The 8,789-nt window shown below is 64.2% G+C and carries 9 protein-coding genes and 1 pseudogene; 5 read left to right on the top strand and 5 right to left on the bottom strand.

All coding sequences use genetic code 11. From position 1 onward, the window contains the following. Positions 1-351: 351 nt before the first annotated feature. The 4 genes and pseudogenes from GGQ89_RS05405 to GGQ89_RS05390 all read right to left on the bottom strand — a co-directional run. On the bottom strand, positions 352-537 hold the full coding sequence (locus GGQ89_RS05405) for a helix-hairpin-helix domain-containing protein (RefSeq protein ID WP_184104678.1): 186 nt from the start codon (positions 535-537) through the stop codon (positions 352-354). A gap of 196 nt (positions 538-733) precedes the next feature. Beyond that, complete coding sequence (locus GGQ89_RS05400) at positions 734-1,681, bottom strand: SMP-30/gluconolactonase/LRE family protein (protein ID WP_206362678.1); 948 nt, start codon at positions 1,679-1,681, stop codon at positions 734-736. Continuing rightward, positions 1,678-2,163 carry a cupin domain-containing protein gene (locus tag GGQ89_RS05395; RefSeq protein ID WP_184104676.1) on the bottom strand — a complete coding sequence of 162 codons (486 nt, stop codon included), beginning with the start codon at positions 2,161-2,163 and terminating at the stop codon, positions 1,678-1,680. Before GGQ89_RS05395 ends, GGQ89_RS05400 begins: the two co-directional genes overlap by 4 nt. Positions 2,164-2,421: 258 nt before the next feature. Continuing rightward, positions 2,422-2,710 (bottom strand): annotated as a pseudogene (locus tag GGQ89_RS05390) (IS3 family transposase); the annotation flags it as partial. On the opposite strand from GGQ89_RS05390, the gene GGQ89_RS05385 reads away from it, so the two are divergent. Beyond that, positions 2,678-2,950, top strand: a complete 273-nt coding sequence (locus GGQ89_RS05385) for a hypothetical protein (RefSeq protein WP_221238866.1) — start codon at positions 2,678-2,680, stop codon at positions 2,948-2,950. The pseudogene GGQ89_RS05390 and the gene GGQ89_RS05385 sit on opposite strands and share 33 nt — an antisense overlap. A 215-nt stretch (positions 2,951-3,165) precedes the next feature. Here GGQ89_RS05385 and GGQ89_RS05380 read toward each other — a convergent pair whose 3' ends face one another. Continuing rightward, entirely contained in the window at positions 3,166-5,340 is a 2,175-nt protein-coding gene (locus GGQ89_RS05380; protein ID WP_184104672.1) for a catalase, read from the bottom strand. Positions 5,341-5,506: 166 nt separating this feature from the next. Here GGQ89_RS05380 and GGQ89_RS05375 point away from each other — a divergent pair, with 166 nt between their 5' ends. The 4 genes from GGQ89_RS05375 to GGQ89_RS05360 are packed head-to-tail and all read left to right on the top strand — an operon-like array spanning position 5,507 to position 8,764. Beyond that, on the top strand, positions 5,507-6,541 hold the full coding sequence (locus GGQ89_RS05375) for a glycosyltransferase family 2 protein (RefSeq protein ID WP_184104670.1): 1,035 nt from the start codon (positions 5,507-5,509) through the stop codon (positions 6,539-6,541). Continuing rightward, entirely contained in the window at positions 6,538-7,536 is a 999-nt protein-coding gene (locus GGQ89_RS05370; RefSeq protein ID WP_184104668.1) for an acyl-CoA dehydrogenase family protein, read from the top strand. Before GGQ89_RS05375 ends, GGQ89_RS05370 begins: the two co-directional genes overlap by 4 nt. Then, positions 7,533-8,186 carry a PIG-L family deacetylase gene (locus GGQ89_RS05365; protein ID WP_184104666.1) on the top strand — a complete coding sequence of 218 codons (654 nt, stop codon included), beginning with the start codon at positions 7,533-7,535 and terminating at the stop codon, positions 8,184-8,186. Before GGQ89_RS05370 ends, GGQ89_RS05365 begins: the two co-directional genes overlap by 4 nt. Then, positions 8,183-8,764 carry a class I SAM-dependent methyltransferase gene (locus GGQ89_RS05360; protein WP_184104664.1) on the top strand — a complete coding sequence of 194 codons (582 nt, stop codon included), beginning with the start codon at positions 8,183-8,185 and terminating at the stop codon, positions 8,762-8,764. The genes GGQ89_RS05365 and GGQ89_RS05360 overlap by 4 nt, the downstream gene beginning before the upstream one ends. Positions 8,765-8,789 lie beyond the last annotated feature (25 nt).

The following is an 8,789-nucleotide window of genomic DNA, read 5'->3' as shown; positions in this document are numbered from 1 at the left end:
GATCCAGGCCAACCTCGTGTGACACTATCCCCAACGTCACCGCTGACACATCACCATCAATGTCGCTGACCAGTCACCGACGATGTCGCGCTACATGCTACTGCTGATCCTCACCGCCGCACCGTTGGGGACGATCCTGGTTCTGTGTTACGAGGAGTCCGGATCAACCTCTACCGTCCGACATGGCGTGACCGTTCACCGCGTTCCTTAGCTTGCCGCCAAAGCCGTCTACACGTAATCGGGCACTGGGCGCAAACGTCGACAGCCTGGCTCTTGAAAAGTGGCCGAAGTTGAGCAGCGGAAAAAGGATCACGAATGTTTGATCCTGAGTCCTCATGGCATTGAACAATGTCATTCAACCGAGACGGCTGCCTCGGCCCCGTTCCACTTGCCTGCGAGGCCCGGCACCTCCTCGAGTTGGCGCACCTTGCTGAAGCTGCCACGCTCATTCCGATATCTCACGATCTCAAAACCATGCCCTCTCAACTGGGGCACCGCATCCAGTTCCGCTGCGGTCGCGCTGTTCAGGTCGATCATCAACGTCTCCTATTGATCCCTATGAACGAACGGTGCTGGATGGCGTGCCATCGATTGCCAGATGGGTGTTTGTTTGTCGGATCGGGGGTCCGCGGCTATGCCGACGTGGTGTTATCCCTATCCGGGTATTACAATCTCGGGCCGCGTATCCCTTCGGAATGCCGCCCTGCCGGACAATCGGTGCAACCGACAGTGGCTATGCCAGATTCAGCATCCAAAGGTGTACGCCGCCAGTCACAAATAGGCGCTCTTCGCGGATGTCGAACGCGCAATTGCTGCATGTTTCAGGGGTCGGTACGGTAGCGAGATGCGTGCCTGCGGCGTCGAACAGTTCGACCCCCTTTGCCGAACTGCTCCATAGCCAGCCGCGTCGGTCGACGGTGAAGCCATCGGGTATTCCTTCGGCCACCGTCGCGAACTGGCGTCGGTTCGACAGCGTGACACCGTCCCAGTCGAAGGCATAGATCGCGACCTCGCCCTTGCCATGCTCGGGTGTCTGCGAGGCGTAAAATGTCCGCTGATCGGGCGAGAAGGCGAGGCCGTTGGGCTGCGCCATGTCGGCCATCCGCTGGACTGAGCCGTCATTGCCGATCCGACAGATCGCGGTGCGCCCGCTTTCCGAACTGCCGGGCACGCCTTGTTTGGGATTTTCCAGCCCGAAGGTCGGGTCGCTGAACCAGATCGCCCCATCCGGGGCGACGATCAGGTCGTTGGGCGCGTTCAGACGGCTGCCCTCCGCTGCCCATGCGATCGGCGTTGCAACGCCTTTACCGTCGGACCGGCTGATCGCGCGACGACCATGTTCGCAGTGCACCAGTGCGCCATCCGGCAGCACGGCATTGCCGTTGATGAATGGCGTCGCGTCGAGCAACACGTCGACTGCACCGTTCTTGCGCCAGCCCAACACACGGCGGCCGACAATGTCGCTCCATACCAGCGTCCGTTCGCGCGGCCACCAGATCGGCCCCTCGCTCCAGCTCGCCCGATCGTACAGCGTGACGAGCCGAGCGTCACCGAGCACCGCGTTCGCGTCGGCATGGTGGATCACAGGGGGTGCCACCTCGGTCGGCTCGGGCGGTCCGGGCTGACGCAACCGGGCAGGAAACAGCAACGGAGCGAGCGGCATCGCCTGTGCGTCCGTCATGCCCCGAACGGATCGCGTGTCTGCGCGGCGGGCGACGTGGCGAACTGGATCATAATCTGGAAACAGGGCTCGTCGCCGATCTGGCCCGATCGATGCCCCTTGCCATCAGTCGTGTCCTGGTCCTGGCCGAAATGGATGTCGCCCGGCCCCATTTCCACGCGATTTCCGTCCATCGTCTCGATGAACCAGCGACCGCGCAATGGAATCACCCATTGCGCCTTGGGACTTTCGTGCCAGTCCCCGACCCAGCCCACCGGCAAAATCGCGAAGTTGATCGCGCTCACTTCGCCGGGGAACGGCCGCATCCATTGCGGGTCCGCTCCGCCGCCCACACTTTTCTGACCAAAGCCGGTCATGTGCGACAGGTCGATCCGGCTGCCGCCATCCGCGCCGGTCCACATATGGAGGAAGGGTAGCACCGGCGGCTGCTCGGCATCGGTGCCGTCATTGTCCAGCGTCACCCCGGTCGGCAGATCGGTCATCCTCGTTTCCTCCACCCTGACGACCCGGCAGGATCGCGCAGCGATGGCCTAACGGCGTGGGCGCGCGGAGGTTTCGTGCGATCCGGAACGTCGCGGGCTTCGTAACCGGCGGCGCGGTTTCACGATTTGGCGCGATCGCCCAGGCGGGATTCGTCGTCGCCGCTGCCGAATATCGCGTCGTGCCCGATGTCTTTCCGCCGCCGCTCGAGGATGGCACCCTCCGCAGCCTTTCCAACGGTCCTTCGGCCCGTCGGAACCTTGGGCCGTTCCGCCCACCACGCGGCGGCAATACAGGTCGATTACGACCGCCAGATAGGCGAAGCCTTCCAGCGTGCCAATTTAGGTGATGTCCGTCACCCAGGCCCGGTCCGGCGCAGCGACGTCGAACTGGCGGTCCAGCGTGTTGTCGACCGCCAGGGACGGCTTGCCCCCATGGCTCCATATAGCCAATCTGCGCCTTGATGCCCGCTAATCTGGTCAATCTGGCAACCCGGTTCGGGCAGCAGGTTTCGCCGTGATCCAGCAGGTCGTCGCGCAGCTTGCGGTATGTGGCGATGCCGACCAATTGCGCGGCTCGCTGCGCGATGCAGGTGCCGTTCCGGTCATCTCCGGCCGGCGCAACCGTAAGCGCATCATCCGCTATGATAAAGATCGATACCGCGGTCGGCACCTCGTCAAGAATGCTTTGTCTGGCCTCAAGGATTTCCGTCGCGTCGCCACTCGCTATGACAAGCTCGCCGCCGACTTTCGCTCAGGCGTAGCCCTCGCCACCGCGTTGGCCTTCTGACTCTGATTGGGGCTCGACCCTGAAAATATAGTGGATACATCATCTTCCGGAGAAATCAGAGGCATATAAACAGTTGTACCTGCGAACCAATTGGCGGCGCAGAATCAAGTAATTTTCATTTGTCTAAGATATAAATATCGAGCACAATCGCGTATTTGAATGCTGTGTCGAACGGGAAGGTCCTATGAACCTTCCCGCTCCCTTAAATGCTATAATTACGAGTGCAGCGACGCCGCATCGAGGTCCACATTCAACTCTCGCGACCAGAGGCGCAGCGCGCGGCACTGGCCGACAAAGGTCTTGGCGTCCTTGGCCTTGGCAAGGCCGACAAAGCCTTCGTCCCGTTCCGTCACCCCGGCGGCGTCGAACAGGGCATTGGCGGCGTCGTTGTGACCGATGAATTTGCAATGGGCGAAGGCATCGGCGACGAAGTCCTTGGCTGTCGCATCCTTGGCGAGCATGGCCACGCCCGTCTCGGATGGCAGGACCGCCACCGCGTCGTAGAGCACCGAAGGGCCGCCATCGATCTTCTGCTTGGCGGCGACTTTCGTGCCGTCGTCGAGCGTCACGCCGCCGATTTTGGGCGCGACGACCTCCCACAAACCGCCTTCCGCCTCCAGCGCCTTGGTCAATGCGGCGAACAGATCGGCGCTGCTGCCGTCCGTCAGCAGGATGCCCATCTTGCGCCCCTTGAAGTCCTTGGGACCGTTAGACAGGATGCTCAGCTTGGCCGAGGGCGGGAGGTCGAGCGTCGGTTTGGCGGCCTTTGCCGGTTCGGGCAGATCGAGACCCAACCCATCCGCGACCGTTGCGGCCAGTCCTTCGTCGATCAGGCGCAGATGCGAGACGGCGCGCGCGCGGATATCGACCCGCTCGACCTTCGACAGTTCGAACACCAGCGCGTCGCCAATATGCTTCTGCTCGATGGGCTGCTGGCTGACAAAGAACTGCCGCGCTTGGCTGTAATGGTCGGCAAAGGTCTCGGCGCGGATACGCTGCTTGGTGCCCTGTACCTCGGCGGGGAAGCTGCGATAGCCGATGGTCGGATTTTCACGCGGCCCGCCATCGGGGCCCCAGCTATTGGGTTCGTAATTGGCGCGCCCCTTGGGGTTGCGCATCGCCATATGACCGTCCTGCTGGAAGTTCATCACGGGACAACGTGGCGCGTTGACCGGCATATGGGTGAAGTTCGGCCCGCCCAGCCGCTTCAGCTGCGTATCCAGATAGGAGAAGTTGCGCCCGTGCAGCAGCGGATCGTCGGAGAAGTCGATGCCCGGCACGACATTCTGGGTGCAGAAGGCGACTTGCTCGGTGTTGGCGAAGAAATTGTCGACATTGCGGTTCAGGGTCAGCGTGCCGACGATGCGGACAGGCACCTCTTCCTCAGGGATCAGCTTGGTCGAATCGAGATGGTCGAAGGGCAGGCGGTCGGCCGTTTCCTGATCGAACAACTGAACACCCAGATCCCATTGCGGAAAGTCGCCGCCTTCGATGGCGGTCCACAGGTCGCGGCGGTGGAAATCGGGATCGGCGCCGTTGATCTTGACCGCCTCGTTCCACAGCACCGATTGCAGGCCCTGGCGTGGTTTCCAATGGAATTTGACGAAGGTCGACCTGCCCTCGGCATTGACCAGCCGGAAGCTGTGGACGCCGAAACCCTCCATGGTGCGGAAGGAGCGTGGGATCGTCCGGTCGGACATCTGCCACATGACCATGTGCCACGCTTCGGGGCTTAAAGACGCAAAGTCCCAGTAATTGTCATGCGCCGACTGGGCCTGGGGAAAAGCACGGTCGGGCTCCTGCTTCACGGCGTGGACCAGATCGGGGAATTTGATCGGGTCCTGGATGAAGAAGACGGGGATGTTGTTGCCGACAATGTCCCAATTGCCTTGTTTGGTATAGAATTTGACCGCGAAGCCGCGCACGTCGCGCGCGAGGTCCATCGACCCCTTGTTGCCCGCGACCGTCGAGAAGCGGACGAAGACCTCGGTCTGCTGGCCGACCGTACTCAGCACATCGGCTTGGGTGAAATCGGCCAGACTGTCGGTCAGTTCGAACACGCCGTGCGCGCCATAGCCGCGTGCATGGACGACGCGCTCGGGGATGCGCTCATGGTCGAAGTGGAAGATCTTCTCGCGCAGAATGAAGTCTTCGAGCAGTGTCGGTCCGCGCTCGCCCGCGCGCAGGCTGTTCTGATTGTCCGAGACGGGAACGCCCTGTTGGGTGGTCAGCGTCCGAGCCGTGTCGTCGGTGCTCTGGTGCGTCTCCCCCCCATGGCCCTGTGGCTCGGCATAATGCGTGGGCGTATCCGACCCGGCAGGGAGGGCAGGGGGCGTGGTGGACGTCTCGCCCTTTGTCGCGCCTGCGCGGGACTTCGTCTTGTTCGCCATGATGCTGCCTTTGCGTCGTTGAGGAATGCCTGCCCTCCCAACGCGCGGATCGAACAATCGCCCTCTCACTAAATGATTGATATTGATCAAGGCTTATCGGAGGCGCCTGTCGTACACATGCGTCATTGATCTGGATGGGTCGCCGCAGTCTGCCGTGCATGGGAGAATGATTCTGAACGAGGACATCCCCGTGGTCATCTGTGTTCCGGCGCGCAACGAGGCGGTCCTGCTGCCCCAATTGCTGTCGGCGATCGCCGGACAGTCGATCGGCGGGAATGGCGTGCACCTCTGCCTGTATCTCGACGATTGCCGGGACGGCAGCCGAGATATGCTGGATCGTATGCAGCCGGTCTTGCCGTTCGGGGCGACCATTAAGCTGGGGCCTCGGGATACGGAGCCCAATGCAGGCATGGCCCGCCACGCGGCGCTGGCGATGGGCCTCGAACGGCTGGCGGGCGCAGAGGGGCTGTTGTTCACGACCGATGCCGACAGCATGCCGCATCGCGACTGGATCGCGGCGGGGCGTCGCGCCCTTCAGGAGGCGGACGTGGTGGCGGGGCGTATCCTTCGCTTCGACGCGACGCGCGATCCCCGGCAATGCCGCATCGAACGCTATTATGATCGGCTCCACCAATATCGACGCCTGGTCGACCCGGTGCCATGGGAGGCGCGGGATAGCCATCATTTCGGCGGGGGCGCCAATATAGCGGTCCGTGCTTCCGCCTATCGCGCGATCGGCGGGTTTCGGCCCCTGCCATCCGGCGAAGATGCCCGGTTTCTCGATGATGCGGCAAGGGCCGGTTTCCGTGTCCGCCGCGACGGGGCCATGGCGGTCGACACATCTTCCCGCCGCGATGGACGGGTCGCCGGGGGCCTTGCGGACGTGTTGCGAGCGCTGGACCACGGCGAAGTGCCATCCATGGCCGACCCACGCGGATCGGCATGGCAATGGCACGCGCAGGCGGCGGCGCGGCGGAGTTTCGCGACGATCAACCAGATGGATGTCCGCGTGGCGCTGGGGCAGATTCTGGGCCTGACGGCGGATCATGTTTTGGGTGTGGCGCGCGACTGTCCCAATGGCGAGGCATTCGCGATGCGTATCGTTCCCGCGCCCGCGGTCCATGACGCCATGGTGTCGCTGACCGCGGCCGAAGACATTCTGGGTGAACTGGAAAGCCGGTGGTGCGAGGTCGCGGCATGACGATGATGGCCGATCAACTGAAAGCCGCGATCGCTGGCCTGGGCTGGGCCGATGATCCGCCCGGCGATCCGCAAACGGCGGACGAGCTGATCGCGCTGCTGGCGAGGCTATACGAAATCGGCCGCCGCGACCTTCCGCTTGCCCGCCTGGTCGAGGGGCATGTCGATGCCGTGCAGATCGTCCGGCGCTACGGCACGGCCGCTCAGGTCGACATGCTGCGCCGTGCCTTGGCACGCGGCGCGACGCTGGGCGTGTGGAATGCCGCGCTGCCGGGCGAGGCGCTGCGGCTGGACGACGGGCGGCTGAGCGGCGGCAAGAGCTATGCCTCGGGGGCGGGTGTGCTGAGCCATGCGCTGGTCACGGCGGACACGTCCGCGGGCGTGCAACTGCTCCTCCTCGACCTTTCGCGCGTACCTCCGGCCACCGACACCGATTGGTGGCGGGTGATCGGCATGCAGCGATCCGAGACCCATCAGGTGCGCTGGGATCATGCACCGATCACCGACGCGGATCGGATCGGCCAGCCTGACAGCTATGCGCGCGAACCCTTTTTCAGCGGCGGCGCGCTGCGTTTCGTGGCGGTTCATGCGGGCGGGGTGGCGGGCATCTGCGACCTTAGCCGCGATCATCTGGTGAAGACGGGGCGCTCCGACGACCCCTTCCAGGCCGCCCGGATGGCCGAGCTGTTCGCACTGGCCGATGGTGCGGCCGCCACCGTGCGGCGGACGGCGCGGCTGTGGTTTCAGGATGTGGACCGGGGCGGTGAACCGCGCCTGGCGCGTGTGGCGGCGGCCCGACTGGCGGTGACCGCTGCGGCCGAGCGGGCGATGGTCGTCGCGCGCGAGGCGGTGGGGCTGGCTGGCCAATTTCATGGCCATCCTCTGTCGGCCATGCTCAGCGATCTGGCGGTCTATCTCCGCCAACCCGCCCCCGACGCCCAAAGGCTCCGCATCGGTCGCGCGGTTCGACAGGGTCTGTTGGTGCCAACCTTGTGAAGCTGAATCTCAAAGCCGTTCGCCGCGCGGTGGTCGTCGCGCCCCATCCCGATGACGAGGTCATCGGGGCCGCTGGCGTGATACAGGCCTTGCGGCGGCAGGGCAGCATGGTTCGGGTTATCGTGGTCAGCAATGGCGCCGCCTCGCATCCCGACAGTGCCGCATGGCCTCCCGACCGGCTGATTGCCGCGCGGAGCCGGGAAAGCCTGTTGGCGCTTCGCCGTCTGGGGGTGACACGTGATCATGTGACCTTTTTGGGGCTGCCCGATGGCGGGCTTTCCGCGCGACCGGAGCTGTGTCGCCAACTGCTGAACCGGGCAATATGTCAGAGCCGGGATTTGGACATGCTCGTCGGCCCCGCCATGACCGATGCGCATCCCGATCACCGGGCCGTGGCGGCGGCGCTTTGGGATACTCGGTTCGCCGGACGACGCATGACCTATCAGGTCTGGCCGCCCCAACGCGCGAGGGTCGCCCGAGGCCGGACCGTTACGCTGGCGGGCGGGGCGGCGGCGAAGCGTTCGCTGATCCAGATGCATCGCACCCAATTGGGGGCGATCACCGACGATCCTCACGGCTTTGCGATCGCGCGTCATGAACTCGCGGTCTTCGCGCACCCGGTCGAACAGTTCGTCGAGGACAGGCGATGAGGCCTATCGATCTTACGGGTTTTGCCGAGAAATTCGCGGCCCATGACGACCCCTGGCGGACCTATTCCGACCGCGATGAAGCCGTGAAGCGTGCGGCGATCCTGCATGCCCTGGGGCCAGGCCCTCTTGGCCGCGTGCTGGAGCTGGGAAGCGGCAACGGATCTAACAGTCGGGCCATGGCCGCTCGCGCCTTGCGTCTTCATGCGACGGAGGGGACCGTCGAGGGTACGGCTCTGACGGCCCGCGCCATCGCGGACCGCGCGCGCGCGCGCGCCATCCGCTTGGCCTTGCCTGCACGCTTCCCACGGAGAGACTATGACGCGATCGTGATCGCGGAACTCCTCTATTATCTTCCCCCGCAAGCGATGAGGCATGTCGCCAAGTGCGTCGCCCAGGCGCTACGCCCGGGCGGACGACTGGTGCTCGCGCATCACCGCATCGACTATTACGACTTCGCGCAGCACGCCGCCGGGATACAGCAACGCTTTCTCGACCTGACCGGCACGTCCTGGAAAGCCGAGACGGTGCGTCGTCAAAGACGATGGCATGTCGTCGTCGCACGACCGATTTGTGGATGACCGCCCCGGCGGCCAGGCCAGTTTC

The organism is Sphingomonas yabuuchiae (assembly GCF_014199595.1).
GTDB classification, from domain to species: Bacteria; Pseudomonadota; Alphaproteobacteria; order Sphingomonadales; family Sphingomonadaceae; genus Sphingomonas; species Sphingomonas yabuuchiae.
Note: the sequence above shows the minus strand (reverse complement) of the source record. Positions and strands in the feature narration are given on the sequence as shown.